This window comes from Myroides odoratus (assembly GCF_001549985.1).
Classification (GTDB): domain Bacteria; phylum Bacteroidota; class Bacteroidia; order Flavobacteriales; family Flavobacteriaceae; genus Flavobacterium; species Flavobacterium odoratum_A.
Genome location: NZ_LROZ01000014.1, coordinates 19,683 through 42,597, shown reverse-complemented (window position 1 = coordinate 42,597; position 22,915 = coordinate 19,683). Strand labels below are relative to the sequence as shown.

Annotated in this window: 25 protein-coding genes and 1 tRNA gene; 16 read left to right on the top strand and 10 right to left on the bottom strand. The window is 35.1% G+C overall.

All coding sequences use genetic code 11. The annotated features are described in order from the left end of the window. Positions 1-70: 70 nt before the first annotated feature. The 3 genes from AWV75_RS13575 (at position 71) to AWV75_RS13565 (ending at position 1,742) form a co-directional block, all read left to right on the top strand. A complete protein-coding gene (locus tag AWV75_RS13575) occupies positions 71-388 on the top strand; it encodes a DUF6787 family protein (RefSeq protein WP_060874891.1) in 318 nt (105 codons plus the stop codon). A 166-nt stretch (positions 389-554) separates the two neighbouring features. Then, the gene (locus tag AWV75_RS13570) at positions 555-1,055 is read left to right on the top strand and encodes a TlpA family protein disulfide reductase (RefSeq protein WP_060874890.1); all 501 of its coding nucleotides are present in this window, start codon (positions 555-557) and stop codon (positions 1,053-1,055) included. Positions 1,056-1,067: 12 nt separating this feature from the next. After that, positions 1,068-1,742, top strand: coding sequence for a thioredoxin family protein (locus tag AWV75_RS13565; protein WP_060874889.1), 675 nt, complete (start codon positions 1,068-1,070; stop codon positions 1,740-1,742). A gap of 159 nt (positions 1,743-1,901) precedes the next feature. Here AWV75_RS13565 and AWV75_RS13560 read toward each other — a convergent pair whose 3' ends face one another. From AWV75_RS13560 to dnaA, 4 genes are all read right to left on the bottom strand, one after another. After that, complete coding sequence (locus AWV75_RS13560) at positions 1,902-2,270, bottom strand: VOC family protein (protein ID WP_060874888.1); 369 nt, start codon at positions 2,268-2,270, stop codon at positions 1,902-1,904. 8 nt (positions 2,271-2,278) lie between these two features. Next, positions 2,279-3,001: an SAM-dependent methyltransferase gene (locus AWV75_RS13555; RefSeq protein WP_060874887.1), complete on the bottom strand. Its 723-nt coding sequence runs from the start codon at positions 2,999-3,001 to the stop codon at positions 2,279-2,281. A gap of 102 nt (positions 3,002-3,103) precedes the next feature. Next, positions 3,104-3,562 (bottom strand): low molecular weight protein-tyrosine-phosphatase, encoded by a 459-nt coding sequence (locus AWV75_RS13550; RefSeq protein ID WP_060874886.1) that lies wholly within the window; start codon positions 3,560-3,562, stop codon positions 3,104-3,106. Beyond that, positions 3,562-5,001, bottom strand: a complete 1,440-nt coding sequence (gene dnaA / locus AWV75_RS13545; RefSeq protein ID WP_060874885.1) for a chromosomal replication initiator protein DnaA — start codon at positions 4,999-5,001, stop codon at positions 3,562-3,564. Before dnaA ends, AWV75_RS13550 begins: the two co-directional genes overlap by 1 nt. A gap of 188 nt (positions 5,002-5,189) precedes the next feature. Between dnaA and AWV75_RS13540 the strand changes: the two genes are divergently transcribed. The 8 genes from AWV75_RS13540 to AWV75_RS13505 all read left to right on the top strand — a co-directional run bounded on the left by AWV75_RS13540 (position 5,190) and on the right by AWV75_RS13505 (position 13,002). Continuing rightward, positions 5,190-5,600, top strand: a complete 411-nt coding sequence (locus AWV75_RS13540) for an acyl-CoA thioesterase (protein WP_002986080.1) — start codon at positions 5,190-5,192, stop codon at positions 5,598-5,600. Positions 5,601-5,654: 54 nt separating this feature from the next. Further along, positions 5,655-6,386, top strand: coding sequence for a hypothetical protein (locus AWV75_RS13535; RefSeq protein WP_060874884.1), 732 nt, complete (start codon positions 5,655-5,657; stop codon positions 6,384-6,386). 178 nt (positions 6,387-6,564) lie between these two features. Then, entirely contained in the window at positions 6,565-6,828 is a 264-nt protein-coding gene (locus AWV75_RS19150) for a hypothetical protein (RefSeq protein ID WP_231738151.1), read from the top strand. Then, positions 6,807-7,565, top strand: a complete 759-nt coding sequence (locus tag AWV75_RS13525) for a zeta toxin family protein (protein WP_060874883.1) — start codon at positions 6,807-6,809, stop codon at positions 7,563-7,565. Before AWV75_RS19150 ends, AWV75_RS13525 begins: the two co-directional genes overlap by 22 nt. A gap of 300 nt (positions 7,566-7,865) precedes the next feature. Then, positions 7,866-8,681 carry a hypothetical protein gene (locus AWV75_RS13520; protein WP_060874882.1) on the top strand — a complete coding sequence of 272 codons (816 nt, stop codon included), beginning with the start codon at positions 7,866-7,868 and terminating at the stop codon, positions 8,679-8,681. A 38-nt stretch (positions 8,682-8,719) separates the two neighbouring features. Further along, entirely contained in the window at positions 8,720-9,577 is an 858-nt protein-coding gene (locus tag AWV75_RS13515; RefSeq protein ID WP_231738149.1) for a DUF3592 domain-containing protein, read from the top strand. Positions 9,578-9,824: 247 nt separating this feature from the next. Beyond that, positions 9,825-12,056, top strand: coding sequence for a CotH kinase family protein (locus AWV75_RS13510; RefSeq protein WP_060874880.1), 2,232 nt, complete (start codon positions 9,825-9,827; stop codon positions 12,054-12,056). A gap of 367 nt (positions 12,057-12,423) precedes the next feature. Next, on the top strand, positions 12,424-13,002 hold the full coding sequence (locus AWV75_RS13505) for a YdeI/OmpD-associated family protein (RefSeq protein ID WP_060874879.1): 579 nt from the start codon (positions 12,424-12,426) through the stop codon (positions 13,000-13,002). Between the two features lie 75 nt (positions 13,003-13,077). Here AWV75_RS13505 and AWV75_RS13500 read toward each other — a convergent pair. After that, a tRNA-Met gene (locus AWV75_RS13500) sits at positions 13,078-13,151 on the bottom strand. A gap of 149 nt (positions 13,152-13,300) precedes the next feature. Here AWV75_RS13500 and AWV75_RS13495 point away from each other — a divergent pair. Both AWV75_RS13495 and AWV75_RS13490 read left to right on the top strand, forming a co-directional pair. Next, positions 13,301-13,687, top strand: coding sequence for an START-like domain-containing protein (locus tag AWV75_RS13495; RefSeq protein ID WP_036462682.1), 387 nt, complete (start codon positions 13,301-13,303; stop codon positions 13,685-13,687). A 54-nt stretch (positions 13,688-13,741) separates the two neighbouring features. Then, positions 13,742-14,587: an aminotransferase class IV gene (locus AWV75_RS13490; protein ID WP_060874878.1), complete on the top strand. Its 846-nt coding sequence runs from the start codon at positions 13,742-13,744 to the stop codon at positions 14,585-14,587. A 199-nt stretch (positions 14,588-14,786) separates the two neighbouring features. On the opposite strand, the gene AWV75_RS13485 is transcribed toward AWV75_RS13490, so the two are convergent. The 5 genes from AWV75_RS13485 to AWV75_RS13465 form a co-directional block, all read right to left on the bottom strand. Beyond that, positions 14,787-15,350 (bottom strand): YqgE/AlgH family protein, encoded by a 564-nt coding sequence (locus AWV75_RS13485; RefSeq protein ID WP_060874877.1) that lies wholly within the window; start codon positions 15,348-15,350, stop codon positions 14,787-14,789. A 100-nt stretch (positions 15,351-15,450) separates the two neighbouring features. Further along, entirely contained in the window at positions 15,451-15,726 is a 276-nt protein-coding gene (locus AWV75_RS13480) for an HU family DNA-binding protein (protein WP_002986040.1), read from the bottom strand. Positions 15,727-15,881: 155 nt separating this feature from the next. Beyond that, positions 15,882-16,832, bottom strand: a complete 951-nt coding sequence (gene fmt, locus AWV75_RS13475; protein ID WP_060874876.1) for a methionyl-tRNA formyltransferase — start codon at positions 16,830-16,832, stop codon at positions 15,882-15,884. Continuing rightward, complete coding sequence (locus AWV75_RS13470; protein ID WP_060874875.1) at positions 16,832-18,736, bottom strand: RecQ family ATP-dependent DNA helicase; 1,905 nt, start codon at positions 18,734-18,736, stop codon at positions 16,832-16,834. Before AWV75_RS13470 ends, fmt begins: the two co-directional genes overlap by 1 nt. A gap of 74 nt (positions 18,737-18,810) precedes the next feature. Beyond that, entirely contained in the window at positions 18,811-19,344 is a 534-nt protein-coding gene (locus tag AWV75_RS13465) for an AAA family ATPase (RefSeq protein WP_060874874.1), read from the bottom strand. A 647-nt stretch (positions 19,345-19,991) separates the two neighbouring features. Here AWV75_RS13465 and AWV75_RS13460 point away from each other — a divergent pair. The 3 genes from AWV75_RS13460 to murA all read left to right on the top strand — a co-directional run bounded on the left by AWV75_RS13460 (position 19,992) and on the right by murA (position 22,379). Next, positions 19,992-20,276, top strand: coding sequence for a DUF493 family protein (locus AWV75_RS13460; protein WP_197429584.1), 285 nt, complete (start codon positions 19,992-19,994; stop codon positions 20,274-20,276). 73 nt (positions 20,277-20,349) lie between these two features. Then, positions 20,350-21,066 carry a DUF4290 domain-containing protein gene (locus AWV75_RS13455; protein WP_060874872.1) on the top strand — a complete coding sequence of 239 codons (717 nt, stop codon included), beginning with the start codon at positions 20,350-20,352 and terminating at the stop codon, positions 21,064-21,066. Continuing rightward, complete coding sequence (gene murA, locus AWV75_RS13450) at positions 21,066-22,379, top strand: UDP-N-acetylglucosamine 1-carboxyvinyltransferase (protein WP_060874871.1); 1,314 nt, start codon at positions 21,066-21,068, stop codon at positions 22,377-22,379. Before AWV75_RS13455 ends, murA begins: the two co-directional genes overlap by 1 nt. Positions 22,380-22,915 lie beyond the last annotated feature (536 nt).

Here is a 22,915-nt window from a genome sequence, read left to right as displayed (position 1 = left end):
ATATTTAAGTAAAAATTAGTTTTTTACTACTCAAAAAAGCACTACTTTTGTTTAGATTTAAAATAAATAAATGGAAAAGTTAAAGCAACGTTGGGGACTTACTTCTAATTTTCAAGTGGTCATTATCCTAGTTGTATTTGCAATTACAGGTTCAACAGCAGCGTTTATTTCGAAACCTATCTTAACGTATTTAGGAATAGAAAGAGGATTGACCCATCCTTTGTTGTATTGGGTACTCTATGTTTTAATTATTTTTCCCATGTATAAAGTAATCCTGATTTGCATCGGAACTTTATTTGGTCAACGGGAGTTCTTTTGGAATTTCGTAAAAAAAATGTTGACTCGAATGGGATTAGGGTTTATTTATCCTAAAGACAAGACAAAGTAAGGCTGAATCAGCTTATCAGATAAAGGAATAAACAAAAATAGCGAAGCTGAGGCTTCGCTATTTTTGTTTCCATTTTTACTTATTCCAATCCGATAAAAGTAAAAAAATGAAAACACTGCATTACAAAAAAAATTATATTTGTTAGAGACTCATAAGTATAGATTAGATGACGAGATATGTAATAGTAAGTTTACTCTTCTTTGCAACAATAAGTTGTAAGAAAGGAGAGGTACAAAAAGAGCCTTTTGGATTAGAAGGAATTGTAGCGGATTATCATGTACTTTTAGAAGCTGTTAATCGCCAAGATGACAAAATCTACGTGGTGAATTTTTGGGCTACTTGGTGTGTGCCTTGTGTTAAAGAATTACCTGATTTTGTTCAATTGTACAATGAAAATGCAGCACGAACTGATTTTGAAATGGTTTTGGTTAGTCTGGATCGAGCTCGCGATTTTGAAACCAAAGTAAAACCTTTTGTTGTAGAACATCAGTTGACACCTCCTGTGGTAGTATTGGCAGATGTGAAGCGAATGAATGAATGGATTCCTGCTATAAACCAATCTTGGAGTGGAGCTATTCCTGCTACAGCTATATATAAGAATGGCAAACAGGTATATTTCCATGAAGGAATACTGACTTATGAAGAACTTAAAAAATTAACGCAATAAAAAAATAGAATTATGTTGAAAAATGTTGGTTTAGCAGTACTATGCAGCCTTGCTTTTATGGCTTGTAAGAAAGATCCAAACAAAATTGAGGCTATTGACCCTATAGAAGAGGTAATCGAGCCTGTAAACGACTTTAAAGAAGTCTCAGGGTATAAAGTTGGAGATGTGGCGACTGATTTTAGTTTAATTGGAACAGATGGTCAACAACATCGTTTGGCTGATTTTGCTGAAGCAAAGGGGTATATTGTTATTTTTACTTGTAATCATTGTCCTTATGCACAAGCGTATGAAGAACGCATTGTCGCTTTAGATAAAAAATATAAAGCATTAGGCTACCCTGTTGTGGCAATCAATCCTAATGATCCAGTTGTTCAACCAGAGGATGGGCTAGAATTAATGAAAGTGAGAGCAAAAGAAAAAGGATTTACATTTCCTTATTTGTTAGATGAAGGACAAAAGATTTATCCACAATATGGAGCAACAAAAACACCGCATGTCTTTATCTTACAAAAAGAAGGAGATAAAAATGTTGTGAAATATATTGGAGCTATCGACGATAATTATGAAGATGCAAGTCAAGTTTCTCAAAAATATGTAGAAAAAGCAGTCGATGCTTTACTAGCAGGAAAAGCAATTGAACAAACGACAACTGTAGCTATTGGTTGTACAATTAAGGTGAAAAAATAATATATTGGAGCAAGGAAAGTGAAATGGGAATGGAGTGATTTTTTACAATGAAGAAAATAAGTAATAAAACAAAAGCGAAAGATTTTATCTTTCGCTTTTGTTTTATATACTTTCGGTAGGTCAAAATTATTTCATCCTTCCTTTCTCTTCTCCTATTTTCTATAAGATTTGATGTAATCCAATGCGATTCCCTTCAGAATCTTCAAATTCAGCAACGGCAAAACCTGCGTTTTCATGTCGATGAATAGGGAAGAGGATTTTTGCGCCTTGGTGTAGCACGCGTTGTATTGTTTGTTCAATATCAAAGGTATTGAAATACAGTAAAACGCCTTTATGAGTAGGTTTATAAATTTCTCCTTTTACCAAAGCACCACTGATGCCTTTTGCTTGTTTGTCTAAAGGAAAATAAGCCATTTCAAGATTGTCAAAAAAATCTTCTTCTAAAGTTACTCCAAATACCGTACTATAAAATTCAATGGCACGTGGCATATTGGTAACGGGAATTTCAAAATAAGACGCTACATTCATTTGGAATTTTAATTTTTATGTAGAATAAAAATACAAGGTCTTTTATGCAAATCAATTGTAGTTCTCTTCCAAGCAGCTATTGGTTTCGTTTGAATGAATTCACTTTCTAGTGTAATATCACAAGCGATACACAAGAGCGTATTGGGATGTAAGGTTTGAATTAAATCTTGCAACAATTGGTTGTTTCTATATGGAGTTTCGATAAAAATTTGCGATTGACTCTTTTCAAAAGACAAACGTTCAAAGGTTTTTAAAGCTCCTTTTTTTTCATTTTTATCTATGGGAAGATAACCATTGAATGCAAAACTTTGTCCATTCATTCCAGAAGCCATCAGGGCAAGGAGGATAGAAGATGGCCCTACTAAGGGTAATACGCGAATATTTTGTTTGTGGGCTAGTTCCACAATAGTTGCACCAGGATCAGCAATACCGGGGCACCCAGCTTCGCTAATAACTCCTACATCTTTGCCTTCAAGTAATGGCTGTATATACTGTTTGTATGTAGCAGGATCCGTGTGTTTGTTTAATGGGAATAAAAGTAATTCCGATTGTTTTTTGTCTGGTGCAATTCGCTTGATGAATTTTCGAACTGTTTTTTCATTTTCGACAATGAAAATAGTCAATCGATCGATGGTATCTTTAACAGCTTGTGGAAGTACTTGCATGGGATCATTGTCTCCCAATGTGGTCGGAATCATGTACAAGTTTCCCGTTTGAGTGGCTTTATCCATAATATTTTGGAACTGTGTTTAAACGACAAAGGTAAGTAAAGCAGTTTAGAAAAAATAAAAGGAAGAAATACAATTTCCTCCTTGAATCTATTATATAAATTACTAAGATTTTAAATCTTTAGCGATAAGCGTACACGCTTCATCAACCAGTTGAAAAACATGCTCAAATCCATCAGGACCTCCGTAATAAGGATCGGGAACTTCTGCTTTTTTACCTGGATGAATAACATCCAATAACAAACGAACCTTCTGTGCATCTTCTGGCTTTTCTGCCAATTGAACTACATTGTTGTAATTCGATTGATCCATGACAAAAATATAATCAAAAGTAGAAAAATCACTTTTTTTAAATTGTCTGGCTCTTTGCGTAGTTAAGTCAATACCGTATTTTCTAGCTACTGCAATGGAACGTTGATCAGGTAATTCACCCACATGCCAATTTCCAGTACCCGCTGAATCTACTAAAAAGTCTTCTTGGGGAAGTTTAGCTTGTAGAATACCTTCGGCCAAGGGTGACCTACAGATATTACCTAAACAGACCATGAGTACTTTTGTTTGCATTACATATTGAACTTTTGGTTAATTTCATCGTGGAATTTCTTGAATTCCTTATCCGTCTCTAATAAGTTATCTACTGTTTTACAAGCGTGTAATACGGTAGCGTGATCGCGTTTTCCTATTTGAGAACCAATATTCGCTAAAGAAGCTTTGGTGTACTTCTTAGCAAAGAACATAGCTAGTTGTCTTGCTTGTACAATATTGCGTTTACGCGTTTTTGATTTCAACGTTTCAATATCCATTTCAAAGTAATCAGAAACCACTTTTTGGATGTAGTCAATTGAAATTTCTTTTTGCGTATGCTTGATGAATTTCTCAATTACTTGACGAGCTAAATCAATAGTAACTTCTTGTTTGTTGAAAGAAGATTGAGCAATTAATGAAATAATAGCACCTTCTAATTCACGAACGTTTGTCGATACATTTTTAGCCATATACTCGATGATGCTTTCTGGCATTGTCACCCCATCACGGTATAAAATATGTTTAACAATCTTAACTCTAGTTTCAAAATCAGGTGTTTGAATTTCTGCAGATAATCCCCATTTGAAACGAGATAATAAGCGTTGCTCAATATCTTGCATGTCAACAGGAGCTTTATCTGAGGTTAAGATTACTTGTTTTCCATTTTGGTGTAAGTGGTTGAAGATGTGGAAAAATACATCTTGTGTTCCTGACTTACCAGATAAGAATTGAATATCATCGACGATTAATACATCAATTAATTGATAAAAATAGATGAAATCATTTCTTGTTTGTTTGCGAACAGAGTCCACATATTGTTGTGTGAATACTTCTGCAGAAATGTAAAGTACAGTTTTGTCAGGGAAGTATTCTTTTATTTCTACACCAATTGCATGTGCTAAGTGAGTTTTTCCTAATCCAACGCCACCAAAAATCAATAAAGGGTTGAATGAAGTTCCTCCTGGTTTTTTAGACACAGCCATGCCTGCAGAACGCGCTAAACGGTTTGCATCTCCTTCTAAGAAATTATCAAAAGAATAGTTTGAGTTTAATTGGGACTCAATCTTTACATTTCGAATTCCCGGTATAATAAAAGGATTTTTTAGTTCAGGGTTTTTATTCTGTACAGGAACATCCAATTCTTGTGGTTTTACAGGTCCTCGTTGTGAACTAGGTAACTGTTCTGTAAATGGCTGCTTGTTGCCAGATACATTTTCCATTTGTATTTTATATAGTAACTTTGCATTGCCACCTAACACTTTTGTCAACGCAACTTTCAATATACTTACGTAGTGCTCTTCTAGCCATTCATAAAAGAATTTACTAGGCACTTGTATATAGAGCTTATCTTCAGTTAATTCAATGGCTTTAATAGGCATGAACCAAGTCTTAAACGCTTGTTCGCCTATATTATCCTTTATGAATTCAAGACAAGCATTCCAAGCAGATTGCGCTGTCATGTCTTTGTATTCGTGCATTTTTGGTTAGATTTTTAAAAAAACAGTTACTATTTTTGAATGTTTTTTGGATTGATGTCGGTGTCGAATCAGATGGCAAATATGTGAACAATTTTTGGGATAAAAAAACGAATTGGTCATTGTAATTTTCAAAAAAAAATGGTAAGTACATTTATAATTCAATTAGTCAAATAAAATTTAAAAGGAATATGAAAAAATTCGATTACACGGTACGTGTGCGTTATGCAGAAACAGATCAAATGGGAGTCGTGTACCATGGGAATTATGCACAATACTTTGAAATAGGGAGAGTTGAGTGGTTGCGCAACTTAGGAATCTCTTATAAACAAATGGAAGAATTGGGAATCATGCTTCCTGTCGTATCCTTAACCATGAACTATAAAAAGCCTGCAAAGTATGATGAAGATCTGTGTATTCGCACCATATTTAAAAAATGCAGTGGAGTGAAAATTGAATTCGATTATGAATTATACAATCAAAATAACGAGTTATTAACAACGGGATATTCTATGTTGGTGTTTGTTGATATGCAAACTGGTCGTCCAACTGTTCCTCCTCCGTATGTGTTAGAAAAAATAAATACAATGCTTGAGGAATAATTTTTTTTTATTCTTTGAAGTAATTATATCTTTATCCAAACAAACTAGTAAATTATGAAAAACCTATTGGCGTTATTGAGTATGGTATGTATTGGCTTGGGTGCATATGCTCAAAGACCAACTTTAATAGATGGACGCGTTCGATTGTACAACGGACAAATTATTCCAGTTTCTATTGAAAATAAAAATACAAAGGAAAAAACTCAATCCGATCAAACAGGTTATTTTTTAATACAGACCCATTTAGGTGATACGTTGCGTTTTTCGAGTGATTACAGTGCAACGATGCTCTATGTAATTGATGAAGGAGATTTGCAAACCAAACGCATTACACCAGTGTTGGTAAAACCAGGACAGAAATTAGAGGAAATCGTAATCGTTAAAAAGGAGTTTGGTGAAGGTGAAATGAATTTTGGCGGTAAAAAATTAACGCCAGCTGAAAAGCGATACAATAAAAATAATCGCATATTCATGTCTACTAGTGATTTAAAAATGGGAATCACCATTGATGGAATCATCAATCGATTGAATGGAACGCGAAAGCGTGATTTACAAATGATTGAATATGAAAAGATTGAAAATAATATGGCTTCTTTTTATAAACAATACCCAAGAGAAGAACTAATGAAAGATTTAGGAATTCCAGAGTATCATGTGGATGCATTTGTTATTTATTTTGTTTCTCAACCTGATACGGATAAAATTAAAGTAGATCAAAGTGAAGGTTATCAAATACTCTTAGCTCAGTATTACGATGAATTCCTCACTTTTATTAAAGGAGAATAAGTACTTTATCGCGATATAAATGAAAGAAAGGATGAATGTTGTAATTCATCCTTTTTTTATTTTTAAAGACAATATAAATTTTGAATTATCATCAAATAGAGTAAGCTTCTACTTAAAAACGTTTAGGAAAGCAACTTTAAGTTTTGTAACTTTATCAATCATTATAAAAGGAATTAAAATGCCAAAACAAGTAAGAAAAAATACATCAGCAACGAAGTTACGTGAGGAGCGTAAACTAATTGTAGGAGCTGCTAAAAAAGCTTCTTCTAGTGCTGTACGAATCTCTACTGCATTAGAATTACCTATACAGATGGTGAAAGGAAATAAGGTGGTATTACAAGAGGCTGATGGTACTACACGAGAACTAAAGGAAGTACGACAAGTAAAAAGTAAGGTCCATTTAGCTAAAGGAGTTAAAATATGTCTGCAACCAAAAGACTAAGAGTATTTGGTGGTCCCAATGGTTCTGGTAAATCTACACTTTTCGCCTCAATAGCAGAACAATTTAATGTAGGACATTTTATTAATGCAGATGAGATTGAAAATCAAATAGCTTCCACCGGTTTTATTAATATAGAAAAATTTGGGTTAACACTTAAACAAGAAGATTTAGATGCTTTTAAAAAAGAGCCCAATACAAAAACACTGATTCATAAAGCTGAGCTTGAAGGGCATGAGATTGATGTTGAGATTCGAGAAAATGTAATTGTAGATAAATCGAAACAAACTCATAGTTATGAAGCCTCTCTAGTTACGTCTTTTTTGCGTAAACACCTTTTAGAAAAAGGAACAAGTTATTCTTTTGAGTCTGTAATGAGCCATCCATCTAAATTAGATGAAATTCGTCAAGCAAAAGAATTAGGATATAAAACCTATTTGTATTTTGTTTGTTTACAAGATGCTGATATTAATGTTTCCAGAGTTTTAAACCGCGTAGAAAAGGGAGGGCACAATGTAGATGAAGAACGGGTCAAAAGACGATATTTTCAAACATTAAATAATTTACTCCCAGCGCTTTTATTAGTTGATAGAGCTTACATTTTTGATAATTCAACTAATAAAATGGAATTAATCGCAGAGTTAGAACATGGTGCAATTGAAATTTTAGTTTCTAAAAATAAAGTTCCAAACTGGTTTATCGAATATGTAGTTAATAAATTAATGATAAAAGAAGAATAAAAGTAAATGCATTTGTTATTTATTTTGTTTCTCAATCTGATACGGATAAAATAAAAGTAAATCAAAGTGAAGGTTATCAAATACTTTTAGCTCAGTATTATGATGAATTCCTCACTTTTATCAAAGGAGAATAAATACGATATCGCGATATAAATGAACGAAAGGATGAATGTTGTAATTCATCCTTTTTTTGGTTGATGAGGAAAGGGGATAGGGTTTCTTAATTTATATTGTGGTATCTTGCTGATAATACTAAAATTAACTTTTCTATACTGCATAGAAAAAGAAAAATCAAGCAAGATGAATCCAAAAAGCGATAAGAAAATTAATTTCCTTCCGATTATTATCGTGTTAATTCTGCTATCCGCAGGTAGTTCTTGGGTACTTTCAATGGCTAGTGTACCTGTTCAAATGGGACAAGCACTTGTTACGGGCGAATTGTATACGGGGCGATTAGAACGCGTTGTAGATGAGCGAGGGAGCGTGGCTATCGGAATTGTTGGAACTAGGTTAGACGGAAATCAAGTATTTATTCCTGCTGAACGCTTAGAAGATATAACACATGATTTCTTTTGGGAGGTTGATCAAGCGGTATTCTTAGATGCAGAAGGCGGTACGTTTTGGTTGACTTATGAAGATCTGATTCTGGCTTATATTATTCTTGTTGTGGCCTTTTTAGTTTGTAGAATGGGGCTGTTTTTAGGTTTATTTGTTTTGCATGCGTTTGCTATTATTGGAAATCAGACTGCAGCGGCTATTAGAAAGGGAATTCACCTGTTGATTAAACCTTTGCGTATGCTACTGGTAGGATATATTCTCGTTGTTTTTTATCAATATCGAATATTTGGTTCTGAAGAAGAAGCGGAGGTCTTTTCTATTTTTATCCTTATTTTCGCCTTGTATTTTCTCTATGTAGTTATCAGAAGACTGATGGAGGTACGCAACTATTGGGCGATGCATACAAAAAAGGATCATCTAATGCCTCAAGCTGCAACTGTTAGCACTTTAGAAAGAGAAGGGATTCAAACAAGAATGGAGAAGCAAGTCGTTCAGGATAATGATTTAATCAAACGTCAAAAAACAACATTTAAACATCAAACTTCTCGTTATAACTAAGCGGTTTGAGTTGTATTTCTACTATGATTCTGTTCTCTATGATTTTTCTCAGTTTGACTTTATATGGCTGGAGTGGGGTTTTAGCGCTACTATTTGGACTTTGGTTGACTTATAAAATAGGACAACGTCGTTTGCACGCTGGAAAAGGTGGGCTAGGCTGTCTTGGCTTTGGGTATGTTTTTTTGGTGGTAACGATTGTGATGGTTTTTGCAATAAGCATAACCATAGGCATGGGGTCGTCGCTCTATAAAACAACCCAATTGCTAGTCAATGGACAGCGATATGAAGCAAAAGTTGTTTCTTATTCCTCTTATGAAAGTCATGATGCAGATGCAGGAACAACTACAACGATGTTTACACCTACTGTTGAATTTACAACGTTATCTGGCGTGTTGGTTGATCATACCTTATCGTATTCCTCAAGTAATAAACCAACAATTGGAGAAGCTGTAACGGTGTATTATGACGAAGTTTCCAAGGATGGTGTGAGTTTTGGCTTTGGTACATTTGCCTTGTTTTTTGGTGCTTTGCTCCTGATGGTTATCTTGGTATTTTCCTTTTGGGGTATCTTACTCTATGCGATGAATTACAAGATGGATTACTACTTAAAAGTAATTAAATACATCGGACTTACCTTTTTTATACCAATTGTCATGATACTTTTTGATGGGTTATTAATTTACGCTTTGTTTTATGGTAATGAGGTTCCTCTTTTTGTCACAGGAATCTTAGTATTCTTTATTTTGATGCTCACGCTAGGCATTTGGGGATATATTAAAATGATTCGCACGAGTGATATGGTTTGGAAGAAAACAGGACCTACTAGCTGGGCAGCACATCCAGTTCCTAGAAAGTCAAAGAAGAAAAAGGCGAGTACCTGGATTAAGCGAAATTAAAAAGAACTTTTTCGATGAAAGTAGGAAGTACTGCTTTTTCAAGTAACTAAAATCAAATCAAACTATCGGAGACTGTTTAGTAGCTTCAAGCGCACGATTTCTAATGTTTTGTTCTGCATCACGTAGCTAACTCCGTTGTGTCTTTGTGTTTGTCGATGTTTTTATTTGTGATTTTTAATTAAATAATAGTTTTATTTATGTTAATATTTTAATTTTAAGATAAAATTTTAATCTTTAAAATTAAAGTATGATGAAAAAATGTTATTTAGTACTCGTTTTTAGTTTGACCTTATCTGTGTTTGGTCAACAAGTAATACCACCTGTTTTTTCTGCTGCCAGTGGATTTTATGAACAGGCATTTACGTTACATCTTAGTCATGAAAATTCTAATGTACAGATTGTCTATACGCTCGATGGATCAGAACCGACCCTTGAGAATTTAGGAGGGAGCACATTTACTTATAAAACCAAATATCCAGAACGCGGTGGTCAATTGCCTTTTGAACTACATCAAGATACAATACGCTCCTTGGTGTATACAACGCCAATTGCAATCTATGATAGAACGATGGAGCCTAATCGATTAGCAAATATATCGACGACTTTTGAATCCAATCCATACTTCCCTGCTACTTCTGTAGATAAAAGTTTTGTAGTGAGAGCCAAAGCTTATCTCGACAACCAACATTTTTCCGAAACAACCACAAGAGTATATTTGATCAATAAACAATATGCATTTCCTGTGGTGAATATTAATGTGAATGATGATCAACTCTTTGGTTATGAAAATGGATTGTGGGTGGCAGGAAAAACATTTGATGATTGGCGATTGGCAAATCCACAGGTTGATCAGTATGAAACCACAGTCCCAGCCAATTATTGGGCAAGTGGCTCAACTTCGGAAGTGCCTGTTAACTTCATTTATTTAGCCAATGGAGGGGAGAAAATCAATCAAACGGTAGGTATACGAAACCACGGTAATGGATCACGACATTTTAAAAATAGATCTTATCGTATGTATGCGAAATCAGAGTATGGAAAGAAGGACTTGGGTTATAATTTCTTTGATGAATATCCCTATGATAGTTTTAAACGATTGATTGTAAGAAATTCTGGAAATGATACGTATAGAACTATGTTTCGAGATGCCTTTGTGCAAAAATTGAATGAACATCTTCATTTTGAAACGCAAAAATACCAACCTGTCGTAACGTTTGTCAATGGCGAATATTATGGTTTGATGAATTTACGCGAGCGATATGACGAAAAGTATTTTGAACGAGTATACGACATCAAAGAAAGAGATCTTGACTTTCTAGAAAATGCGGGTTTGGCAGATGTTGGGGATAATGTACAGTATTTGAAGGTGGTTGATTTCTTTACGAATCAAAATTTAAAAAAGAAGAAAAACTATAAAAAAGCATTGACCTATATTGATGAGGTGAATTTTACAGATTTTCAAATTGCCGAAATCTATGCGGCTAATTTTGATTGGCCACACAACAACAATACCTACTTTAGAAAAAGAGTGGAGTACACGCCCGATGCTCCTTATGGACAGGATGGCCGATTCCGCTGGGTATTCAAAGATTTAGATGCAGGTTTTAATGGAATTGATGAATGGATTAACAATTCTTATAGCCATAATACTTTAGCGTCGGCAATAGCAAGTGAAGATCATATTCTAAAGGGACTCCTCGCCAATGAAACGTATAAAAATTACTTCTTAAATCGATTTGCCGATTTAATGAATACGTGTTATAAGGAGCAACACGTCATTACATTAATTAATGACATGCAAGAACGTATTCGCACCGAAATGCCCAGATACATTGAACGATGGAATTTATTGACTTCCATGCAAGATTGGGAAAATCGAGTGGAACAAATGAGGGAATTTGCTCGTGTAAGACCTACTTACCAAGATCAACACATCCAAACGCATTTCAATTTAAGTGGAAAGTATCGCTTGAAAGCGCATATTAATAATAAAGATAAAGGATTTATCAAAGTCAACACCATTGAGATTAACAGCAGTACTGTAGGGGTAGGCGATGAGTATGAAAATTGGCAGGGGTATTATTTTAAAACGATTCCAGTTACAATAGAAGCTATTGCTCTACCAGGTTATCGCTTTGTGCGCTGGGAAGGAGATATCAATTCCACTAATTCAAAACTTGTAATTAATCCAAATGAAAATTTTAAAGTAAAAGCAATCTTTAAACCAAACCAAGGACAACGCCAAGCGGACTATTTAGATTTTGTACTTTATCCAAATCCAACAGCAGATATTTTACACGTTACTTCGGGGTCAGAAAACGCTATCTCGTATCGCATTTTTGATGCAATTGGACAGGTAATTCAACAAAATACGGCCACAGATCAAGGGATAAATGTAAGTCAGTTAAACAAAGGAGTCTATTTGATTGAGCTGAACCAGGATAACAAACGAGTGGTTAAGCGTTTTGTGAAGAAGTAATACGAATAAAAGTGTTCTATTGATAGTGCAAAAGGAGAAGAGTTGCACTTTGAGTATAAGAAAAAGGCTTAATTACACATGTAATTGAGCCTTTCTTGTAGGACATCGAAAATAGGGCATTCATTTTTTATTCTTGCCATAGGATTGTCACACAGGAGGTGTATGTTTGTATCGTTAAGTATTCTTTTAAAAGAATAATATAATCAACGAAATGAACTCAAATAGTTTTCCTCAATCTACTCTTCTTTCTATTAACCGAGTAGCATTAGAAATATTTGAAGCAGGTAAAGAGCATACTGGAAAATCAATTGCACTTTGTCATGACACCATTAAATAACAGCCTTTTTACAACAGTTAAAATAACAGCATGTCTAAAGAAGTAGAAACCTATTATCCCCAAAATCGAACAGCGTGGAGGCAATGGTTGGAAGAAAATCATCAGTCCAAACAAGCAGTTTGGCTTATTTACTATACAAAAAAATCAAACATTCCTTCCATCAGTTGGCGGGAAGCAGTAGATGAGGCACTTTGTTTTGGTTGGATTGATAGTACAAGAAAAAAAGTTGACGATTCTTCGTCTATCCAGTATTTTAGTAAACGCAAACCTAAAAGTATTTGGTCTAAAATCAATAAAGAAATTGTGCAAGCACTTATTGAAAATAACAGCATGACCAAAGCAGGTTTTGAAAGTATTGAAATCGCAAAGCAGAATGGTTCTTGGATTATTTTAGACGAAGTAGAAGAATTAGTCATACCGGATGATTTAGAATTAGCTTTTATTAGACACAGCGGTTCAAAAGAGTATTTCTTGAGCTTGAGTAAGTCGAAAATAAAAATAGTATTGAGCTGGATTGTCCTGGCCAAACGAGTTGAAACTCGACAAAAACGCATCGATGAAGTGGCAGAAAGTATGGAAAAAAAGCAAATGCCCAAACAATTGAAATAACCCTTTTTGTGGTGCTCTTTTCAACTATATTCTAAATAAAAAAAGACACAATCATCGATTGTGTCTTTTCTTTTGTAGCGAAGACGGGAGTTGAACCCGTGACCTCAGGGTTATGAATCCTGCGCTCTAACCAACTGAGCTACCTCGCCAAATGTTGGTTTTTTATTCTATTTCTAGAATGCGAGTGCAAAGTTACTATTATTTTGATATAAAGCAAACGGTAAGCTTCTTAAAAAATATTTTTTTATTACCAAAATATGTTTATATTCGAGGAATTATAACTTTTTTAAGTACAGCTATGAAAGAAAAATATGAATTAGAATTTTCAATAAATTCGTCCCCTCAATTGTTATATCAATACGTGTCAGATCCCTCAGGATTAAGCGAATGGTTTGCTGACAACGTAAACTCAAGAGGAGAAGTATATTCTTTTATATGGGGAGATTCGGAGGAAAAAGCAAGAGTAGTTACACGAAAAACGGACGAAAGAGTACGATATAGATGGCTAGATGAAGAGGGCGATGATACCGAATATTACTTTGAAATTAAAATAATACGCGATGAATTGACAAAAGATGTCACCATTATTGTAACTGATTTTGCAGAAGCAGATGAAATAAATGAATCAAAGCAATTGTGGGAAAATCAAATCATGGATTTAAAACAAGTGTTGGGTTCTGCCTAATTTCCATAAAATATAACTTATATTTGCCGTTAATAGTAATCACAAATTAGAACTATGATTAATGTTAACGGCAAACTTGTTTCTACTACAGACCTTGCGATAGAAAACAACCGCGGTTTTTTATATGGAGATGCTGTTTTTGAAACAGTGAGAGTCTTAGATAAAAAAGTTTTATTCGCTGAAGATCATTACTTTAGATTGATGTCTTCGATGCGAATCATGCGTATGGAAATCCCCATGCACTTTACCTTAGAAAATTTTCAAGAAGAAATTATAAAAACAGTTGAGGCTAGTACAAGTGAAGCGAAAGCATTTCGCGTGCGCTTAACCGTTTTCCGTGAGGCGGAAGGAAAGTACTTCCCTAAAGAAAATAAAACGATTGGATTTGTACTAACTGCAGAAGTTTTAGAAGATGCAGTATATACCTTTCAAGAGAAGCAGTATGAAGTTGAACTGTACAAAGATTTTTATGTAGCAGCAAATTTACTGTCAACGGTAAAAACAACGAATCGTGCAGTCAATGTATTAGCTAGTATTTTCGCCGCAGAAAATGAGTATCAAAACTGTTTATTGGTGAATGACAAGAAGAACATCATCGAAGCAGTGAATGGAAATTTATTTGTTGTAAGTAAAAACGTAATTAAAACCCCTCCATTGGACGAAGGCTGTATAAAGGGTGTAATGCGCAAGCAAATTATAGAACTTCTCGGAAAACACCCTGAATATACGTTAGAAGAGAGTCCTATTTCGCCATTCGAATTGCAAAAGGCCGATGAGATCTTTATTACGAATGTTATCGTAGGGGTACAACCAGTAACAAAATACAGAAAGAAAACCTTTACGACGCAAGTAGCGAAAGATTTAGTCGATCGTTTGAATGCGAAAATTCGCTTGATGTAGTTTTTATTGGAGAAAGGAAAGTGGAGATGGGAGAGAAGTGAATTTTCTGAATATAACAAGAGATGGCTTGCAATTGCAAGCCATCTCTTGTTATATGGGGTTACAGTGTACGGTTTATTTATAGATTAAAAAAGAAAGTTTCTTTAGTGATTGAAAAAATCACTCATTTCCTCTTTCCCTTCTCTCATTTCCAAAAAAATCAATTCAAATTAGGATTTTCTGGTGCATTGGACCAAATACGAAAATCTTTACCCAGTGTTTGTATCGCTTGTTTCCAATAAGATTTTGTTGCTTGCTCAAAGAGGTTGAAAGGCAAAGTTGTGGTTTTTACCCAATTTTGGTTGGTTAATTCCATCTCCAATTGACCATTGTCCCAGCCAGAGTATCCCATGAAAAAACGCAAATCCAAATGAGTGAGTAGTCCCATTTCAATATGGCTAAAAATCGCGTTAAAATCACCTCCCCAATAGAGCTGATCTGTGATTGCGATACTATCAGGAATTAAATCAGGGCATTTGTGAATACAAAATAAACGATCTGGTTCAACAGGACCTCCGTGATAGACTGTAAAAGCACCATTGCTTTCTGGTACTAATTCGCTTAACAAATAGGGAGTAGGTTTATTTAAAATAAATCCCATACAGCCATCAATGTTGTGGTCCGTTAACAGAATGACCGATTGGTTGAATTCGATATCTGTTGGATTGTATCCAGAGGGAAGTGCAATTAAATAATCGCCTTTATTAATCTCGTGTTTTGTCATAACAATAGGGCATAAAAAAAGTCTTATTATACAATATAATAAGACTTTTTCAATTTTTTACTATTTTGATCTGTTTATATTACATAAACAAAGTCAGTAACTACTTGTTTACAGATCCTTCTAATTCAGATCCAGCTTTAAATTTAACTACTTTTTTAGCAGCAATTTTGATTGTTTTTCCAGTTTGAGGGTTTCTTCCTTCTCTAGCCGCTCTTTCAGATACTGACCATGAACCGAAACCTACCAATGAAATTTTGTCTCCTTTAGCTAATGTAGATTCAACGTTAGATAAGAAAGATTCTAAAGCTTTTTTCGCTGCAACTTTACTGATCTCTGCATCTTTTGCGATAGCATCAATTAATTCTGTTTTGTTCATAATAATTTTTTTTAAAGGTTAACTTTATTAACGTTCTTATTACAAATTTAGGGTTATAAAGTTATAAAACAAGCTTTTTGTAAAAAAAAAACGCAATGCAATATCTTTTTTTGTGTTAAGGTTCTATGTGAAGTATTCCTTAGGAGGGAAATGAGTTATAAAACGATAGCGTTTTCGCTAAATTTTTGCCCATTTAATACTTCATTTGCTAGCATCATTTTCTTACCTGGTAGCTGCAACTTTACTAGGCTTAGAAAGCCATTTTGAATTGCAACTTTTATGGTTTTTTTAGTTGTAACTAGTTGACCTATATTTAGTTGGTGTTCTTCTTCTTCGAAGTGTGCTTCGTATATTTTGATGTTCCATTCTTGCTGTGTATCACGGTCTTCTAGCATGCACCACGCTGCTGGATAAGGGCTTAGACCTCGGATTAGCTGCTCAATCTCCATACCTGTTTTTGAAAAGTCGATTTTGCAATTCTCTCGGTTCAATTTATAGGCCGTTTTCGTGTCTTCAGCAGGTTGATGTATCACTTGTACGTCTCCTTTTTGAATTAATTCTAGTGTTTCTACCACAGTTTCAGCACCTAAAACCATTAAGCGATCGTGTAGTTCGCCAGCTGTTTCTTTGGCCCCAATAGCTGTTTCTTTTTTTAAAATAATAGCCCCCGTGTCAATTTTTTCATCAATAAAGAAGGTTGTTACACCCGTTTTAGTTTCTCCATTGATAATCGCCCAGTTAATTGGTGCAGCCCCTCTATAATCAGGTAATAAAGAAGCATGCAGGTTAAAAGTACCCAAAGAAGGCATTTGCCATACTGCTGCAGGCAACATTCTAAAGGCAACTACCACTTGTAGATTGGCTTGGTAAGATGCTAACTCCGTTAAAAAAGCCTCGTCTTTTAAATTTGTCGGTTGCAAAACAGGTAATTGTTTCTCTACTGCATATTCTTTAACCGCAGAAAATTTTAATTTCTGTCCTCTACCTGCTGGTCGATCCGGTGCTGTAATCACAGCAACAATATTGAAGTTATGTTGATACATCGCATCGAGAATTCCAACTGCAAAATCAGGGGTTCCCATAAAAATGATACGTAAGTCTTTCATTATAGTAGAATATATTGATTTTTGTTATTTAATTTTATTTTTTGTTGTTCGGACAACTGTTGTAAAAGCAGGAGTATATCTTGTAAATCAAGAGCTAAATCTGCTTCCATTTCACTTGTAGATGCCGCTTGTTTGCGTTGTAAGTACAAGATGATGCAATCTCTTTTTTCAGCCAACTGATCGGTTGATTTCTTTTGATTCGCTTGCAAACAGGTGGAACAACTCCCACAATTTTGCTCTAGCGTTTCATTGAAATAATGTAAGATGATTTTATTCTTACAAATATCGTCATTTTGTGCGTAAAAGTAAATAGCGCGATATTGATCAAGTTTGAGGCTGTTTTGTTGTTCTAAGAAAGGAAAGGTTCGATAAATCGTTTTATCCTCTTCCCACGCTTCGAGAAATGTAATTTCCAAATCGTGTTCCTCTGGTGTGAATACGCATAATTCTTCTTGATGCCAAGTTTGCAAGCACTCTTGTATAAATAAAATAGGTTCCCCTACCTGTTCACTGATGAATGCCAAGTTAATAGGGGTATTGTATTCGTGTATCCCTGGATAATGGCGAATAATCTGTAGTAAAACGTTTTCTTGTCGTTCATTGTCATACACATAGTCGAGCAATTCGCTACTACTCACAGTGAACTGAACCTGAGTTTTATTTGTTGAATTAGGGGTTAATTTACAAATACCTTGACGATCCAAGAATTGCAGTGCATTATGAGTTAACGTATACGGAAACTTATAATGTACACAGAACTGATTGAAGCTAAAGGAATAGGACGTATTATAGCCTTCTCCTAGACCAATACTCAAATAGTTGTTGAGCTTGCGATATACAAGTTTTAAAAAGCTTTTATCAAATAGGTTCTCTTTGGCCCATTCCTCAATAGGTTTAGGCTCATTGGGGGCAACGAGTAAAGAGGCAAAAGCTTTGGTTTCATCTCGTCCTGCTCGTCCTGCTTCTTGGTAATAGTTTTCTAAATTTTCAGGTAATTGCAAGTGAATGACATTGCGAACATTTTTCTTGTCAATTCCCATTCCAAAAGCATTGGTAGCCACCATAATCGGTGTTTTTTCTGAAACCCAATCATCTAGTCGCTTCTTTTTCTCAAAGGTGTTTAGTCCGCCGTGAAAAAATCCTGCTTTATAATTCTTTTGATTTAATTGTTGGGCTAATACTTGCGTCTCCTTTCGACTGCGTACATAGATAATCGTAGGAAAAGGATTCTTTTGTAGAATGCGCTCTACGATGACTTCTTTATTCTCAACTTTATAGACACCATAAATCAAGTTGCTGCGATAAAAGCTCTTTTTGAATAGGGCAACATCTCCTAGCTCGAGATTGGTGCAAATATCATGGATAACGCGTTGATTTGCAGATCCAGTTAAAGCAATCACTGGAATACTTGGGAATAACTTGCGCAATTGATTAATCTTGAGATAAGCAGGACGGAAGTCATGTCCCCATTGTGAAATACAATGCGCTTCATCTACAGCAAGTAAACTTAGTTTTAAATTTTCAATTCGCTCTAGCAACCACGTTTGTTCCAATCGCTCTGGCGAGAGATAGAGTAGCTTATATTCCCCATAAAGGCAGTTATCTAAAATCGCATCAATATCCGTTAAAGATGTACCACCAATAATAGCAGCCGCTTTGATACCTAATGCATTTAAATTGTTGACTTGGTCTTGCATTAAGGCAACTAGAGGTGAAATAACCAAACAAGTACCCGGCAAGAGTAGAGCAGGAATTTGAAAACAAATGCTCTTTCCACCGCCTGTTGGCAATAAAGCAAAGGTATCTTTTCCTTGTAAAACAGATTCGATAATGGCTTCTTGTGGTTCACGAAAAGAACTGTGTTTCCAATAGTGTTGAAGTAAATCGATCGGCTTTTTAGTCATTGAAACATGGATTTTGCTTTCGACTAAGGTAGTCAAAAATGTAAAAAGGATTGCTACAACAATCCTTTTTTATATTATACTCGATCTAAGATAAATTCTACTCTTTTCGCAATGGTTTCTCGAGGCACTTCAATTAAATCATACCCGTAATTCTTGTAAGTATCTACTAGATAACGGTGAATGAGATTTGCTTGTTCAAATGATTCATAACGTTGATCATCACTCACGTAGATATTCTCCCAAGGAGGTAATAAAAAAATCTGGTGATACAAATGGTTCTTGCAAGCAAGGTCAAAGCTTTCAGGATAGGTATCACCTTTGTAATGCATATATGCGAGTACATCGGGAATTCCACGGTCTATAAAAACGATAGGCGCCTCTTCTTCAACTGCATTTTTATGTTGATCAATTCTACCTTCTAGTAAAAGTTGACTAAATAACAAAGGGTCCGTTAAAAAAAGTTGATCAATCCCTTTCTCTTGTGCTTTCTTTGTAACTTCTCTTGATATTTCAGGATAGCAGATGTAACCTCTATCAATTAATTCATTGATAATAGTTGTTTTACCAGATCCTGGGCCACCAATTATTAAAACGAGTTTTGTATTCATTTCTACGTAAAAATAGGAAAGGGGCAAAAGTATAATAAAAAGTTGGGATAGCATGCCTTTTCAGGGATTCTTTATTATTAAGAGAAGGTTAAAATGGGTGAGGTGATGAGATGGTGAGATGATGAGATGGTGAGATGATGAGATGGTGAGATGGTGAGGTGGTGAGATGGTGAGGTGGTGAGATGGTGAGATGGTGAGGTGGTGAGATGGTGAGGTGGTGAGGTGCGAGATGGTGAGATGGTGAGGCGGTGAGGTGGTGAGGTGCGAGATGGTGAGGTGCGAGATGGTGAGGCGGTGAGGAGATGAAATCGAAACGCAGTGAAAATCGGAACGAAGTGAAGATTCATCGAACACCAAAACCAATATAAAACCAGGTGAGATATATTCATCTTGGACACTCCTTGGAGTTTCCTAGGGAAAAAAGGGATTTTGTCGAAGGAATGTCCAAGTATAGTCCAAGCAATCTCCTAGCAAGGGAAGTGAGGTTTGTTTTTTGTGAAGTCGTAGGTCGCTTTTTACTTTTTGTGAAGATGTAAGATTTGTCGATTAAAGCAGAATTTCCCTGTTCCACTTTCCCTTCTTTACTTTCTCATTTCCACTTTCCAATAGAAAGGTAGAAAATGCTTATATTTGCATCAAAAGAATGTATGGATACTAAGACGAAAGAATTTTACGAAAGCTTGAAAGAAAAGTTGGAGTTTGAGAGAACTTGGCCAAATGAATATTTATTTAAATTTATTGTTCCTGCGGACGAGCGTAAAATTGCTCAAATTGAACGTGCTTTTGACGGAATGAATCCCGTGATTAACTTCAGAAATTCTAGTAAAGGTACTTTTACCAGTGTATCGATAAAAGTGCACATGAATAGTGCACAAGCTATCGTTGATAAGTATATTGAACTATCAACTATTGAAGGGTTATTATCACTATAAAAATTGCTTTATCTTAGAAAGTTTTATATTTTTATATTCAGGTAGATAGCCAAACTTTGTAAACACCAATTAGATGAAATTTAACTCCGCAGAAGCAGTAACACACTTGGGCTATAATACAGCCACCAATAAATTAGTAATTCCCGATTATGGTCGTCATCTTCAAGTAATGATTGAGCAAATTGCAGTAATGGAAGATAAAGAAGAGCGAAATAAGGCCGCGAATTATGCAATTCGCGTCATGGGGGATATGAATCCACATTTACGTGATGTTCCTGATTTTCAGCATAAATTATGGGATCAGCTTTTTATGATTTCTGACTTTAAGTTAGAGGTTGATTGTCCATTTCCTATTGCAACGAGAGAAACGGTGTATGCAAAACCAGAAATTTTACCTTATCCAAAGAAACAATTGAGTTATCGCTATTATGGTAATAATATCAAAAGTATGATTGAGGAAGCGTTGAAATTCGAAGAAGGTGAAATGAGAGATGCACTAATTATCGTTATTGCAAATCACATGAAAAAAAGTTACTTAAGCTGGAACAAAGACAATGTGAAGGATGAGGTAATCTTTGAACATCTAAGTGAACTTTCGGGAGGAAAAATCAATTTATCTAAACAAGAAGAAGAGTTATCTACTACGGCTAACCTGATTCAGGTGAATCGAAAACAATCCAATAAAAGCAATTATTCGAACAACAACAGTCCGAGTAATACCAATAATCAAAAAGGGAATAACAACAAAAAGTATAGCAAGCACAATTATCAAGCAAAAGGTAAAAAGTAATGAGTACATTTAGAATTGAAGGAGGTCACCAATTAAAAGGTGAGGTATATGCACAAGGCGCTAAAAACGAAGCATTACAAGTACTTTGTGCGGTGTTATTAACAGATGAAAAAGTAGTAATTTCCAATATTCCAGATATTATTGATGTCAATAAGTTAATTGAATTATTGGAGTCTTTAGGAGTGAAAATCGAACGATTGGCTCCGAATAAAATGTCTTTTCAAGCGGATAATCTGAATTTAGATTATTTAACTTCAGATGACTTTAAAGCAGGAGGAAAGGCTTTACGTGGATCTATCATGATGGTAGGACCACTTTTAGGACGTTTTGGGAAAGGATATATTCCAAAACCAGGAGGAGATAAAATCGGAAGACGCCGTTTGGATACGCATTTTGAAGGATTTATCAAACTAGGCGCTACATTTAGATACAACAAAGAAGAGCATTTCTATGGAGTAGAAGCAGAGCAGTTGATAGGTGCAGATATGTTATTAGAAGAAGCTTCTGTTACAGGAACAGCTAATATTGTAATGGCAGCTGTTTTAGCTAAGGGAACCACAACCATTTACAACGCCGCTTGTGAGCCTTATTTGCAACAGCTTTGTAAAATGTTGAATAGCATGGGAGCGAAAATTTCAGGTGTTGGATCTAATTTCTTAACTATTGAAGGGGTTGAAAGACTAACAGGATGTGATCATCGCATCTTACCTGATATGATTGAAATTGGTTCTTGGATTGGACTAGCTGCCATGACTAAGAGTGAATTGACCATTAAAAATGTAGGATGGGAGCATTTAGGTGTGATTCCAAATACATTCAAAAGATTGGGAATTCAGTTGGAAAAACGAGGAGACGATATCTATATTCCTGCCCATACACAAGGATACGAAATACAAAGTTTTATTGATGGTTCTATTTTGACTATTGCAGATGCACCATGGCCAGGACTAACCCCCGATTTATTGAGTGTGATTTTGGTCGTAGCAACACAAGCAAGAGGAGAGGTATTGATTCATCAAAAGATGTTCGAAAGCCGTTTGTTCTTTGTGGATAAATTAATCGATATGGGAGCGAAGATTATCCTATGTGATCCACACCGAGCAGTTGTTATTGGACATGATTTTAAATCACAATTAAAAGCAACACGTATGTCTTCACCAGATATTCGCGCGGGAATTTCTTTGTTAATCGCAGCTTTATCTGCACAAGGAACAAGTGTGATTCAGAATATCGACCAAATTGATCGAGGTTATGAAAGAATAGACGAGCGTTTACGCGCATTGGGTGCGAAAATTGATCGCGTTGACGAATAGTAATAGTAGAAAGGGAAAGTGGAGAAGGAAGATGTGTGAAAGTAATAAGATAAAAAAAAGCTTGCGTTTTTTAACGCAAGCTTTTTTTTGTAGGTACTCGATGTTTTGTGAGGTTTGTTTTTTGTGAGGCGGTGAGAAGATGAGGCGGTGAGAAGATGAGATCACACTTTACTCATAACCCCATAACCCATAATGGTGAGACATTCTTCTTTAAGCGAAGAAATCATCAAAAAAAGCCTCTAACAAAAAAGCGAAAAGAGTAATGCGTTATGAGATCATTTTTTTCATAACAGATAATAGAAAATAAATTTACTTAAAAGCAAAAGACATCTTTACAAAAGACAATTTACCCCAACGTAAATCAAATAAAGAGCGTCAAATGTTTGAAGAGGCTGTAAAAATAAAAGGTGTTTGAGCGTAGCGAGTTCTTTTATTTTCAGACTTAAAAACTAATTTGACCTTTATTTGGGTTAGTTGAAGGGTTTTTTGTTTCTTTTTTGCCCTTTAAAAAAGAAAGGAGTGTATTTGTGAGGTTT